This is a genomic window from Primorskyibacter sedentarius, assembly GCF_004342065.1.
Classification (GTDB): domain Bacteria; phylum Pseudomonadota; class Alphaproteobacteria; order Rhodobacterales; family Rhodobacteraceae; genus Primorskyibacter; species Primorskyibacter sedentarius.
Map to the genome: position 1 here is coordinate 1 of NZ_SLZU01000073.1, position 1,655 is coordinate 1,655.

At 58.4% G+C, this 1,655-nt stretch carries 1 protein-coding gene and 1 pseudogene; both read right to left on the bottom strand.

What is annotated here, in order from left to right; genetic code table 11:
• Positions 1-359: ATP-binding protein (locus EDD52_RS23500; protein WP_165907662.1), on the bottom strand; the 359-nt coding region annotated here is incomplete at its 3' end.
• Positions 349-1,655, bottom strand: a pseudogene (gene istA, locus EDD52_RS23505) (IS21 family transposase); the annotation flags it as partial. The gene EDD52_RS23500 and the pseudogene istA, both read right to left, overlap by 11 nt.

Consider the following 1,655-nt stretch of genomic DNA (forward strand, 5'->3'; position numbering starts at 1 on the left):
CGGGTCATTGCTGCGCAATACCCTGCCGGGCAGTGGATCAGCACGACATTCTCGGCCGCTTCGATGAACTCGCATCGATGCAGCTGCCGAACTGTTGCTTCGTTGATCTCACTGGACGCAAAATCGAAGCCAGTAAGGTCCTTATATGCCGGAAAGCGCGCCACTTTTGTGTGGTATGCAATGGACCGCACTTCACGTTCTGCGATCTCTGCCTTGAGGAGCTGCGACAGCATTGGTGTAGCAGCCTCGAATGCTGGGGCGCCCTGGGCGACCAGGTCTTCGACCGCATTTGCCATGCCATAGAGCTTGAGGCTGCGCAGCATGATCACGATCGAGGCTCCGGCTGGGTCATGACGCATGGCGCTTCTCCCCGGCCTGTCTCAGCCCGTCATAGCGGTCTACGTTGGCCTCTGGCGTTGTTTGCAATGCCAGTGCGTCCGGCGGATCGACCTCGGGATGGTCTGTTGGTTTGCGGTCGATCAGTCGATGCAGCAGGTTCAGAATGTGCGTCTTGGTGGGCACGCCCGCTTCCAAAGCCAGTTCCACCGCGCACAGTACGTCTGCCTCGTTGTGCTGAAGAACCAATGACAGAATATCGACCATTTCTCGGTCTCCGCCTTCTTTGCGTAGCATGTGATCCTGCAGTTGCCGGAAGGCATCCGGCATCTCCGTGAACGGCGCGCCATTGCGTAAGGCACCTGGTTTGCGTTGGAGCGAGGCCTTGTCCGCCATTGGTCCGAGGACAATGGACGAGCGCGAGATAGTGACGCCAATCATAGATGACTTTGCCGGGCTTGCGATGAGACCGCTCGATGATCCGCGTATGCTCGCAAACCGTTTGCCCTTCTGCGACAATCACCAAGCGTTCCGGGTAGACATGCAGGCTGACACGGCGGTTGGCAAAACTGGCGGGCACGCTGTAGCGATTGCGCTCGAAGGTAATCAGGCATGTTGATGACACGCGTTTGCTGTGTTCGATAAACCCGTCAAAGGCGGGTGGCAGCGCCATCAGCATGGGCTTCTCGGCCTCCCACACGACAGCGATGGAACCCGGCAAAGCCTTGTGCGGTGTCTCTGTCCAAAGGGCGATACAGCGCTCTTCAAACCATTGGTTCAACTCGTCCAGATCGGCAAAGACCGGCATGACCTGCCACATGCGGTGACGTGCATCCTGCACGTTCTTCTCGACCTGACCTTTCTCCCAACCCGCAGCCGGATTGCAGAACTTGGGTTCAAACACGTAGTGGCTGGCCATAGCCTTGAAGCGCGCATTGACGTCCCGCTGCTTGCCTTTGCCCACACGATCAACGGCGGTCTTCGCGTCCATTGTCCTCGGACCAACGGCGGACAATTCCCGCTGTCATAGATCCCGCGACCAGGCACGCCGCCAAACACACGGAAAGCGTGCCAGTGCGCGTCGAAGAGCATCCATTGACCGGCAGTGTATTTCCGCAGGAAATGTCACGAGAGGGACGTGTGTTTGCAGTGGGTAAGCGCGCACCAGGAACGCGCGGCTGTGTGACAGTTTGATATGCGCGACCTGAAGTTTGACCCTTTCACCACCGATATTGGCCCAGTCCTCGCTCCAGTCGAATTGGAAGGCTTCGCCGGGTTGGAATACCAAAGGCACATAGGTGCCGCGCCCCGTCGTCTGT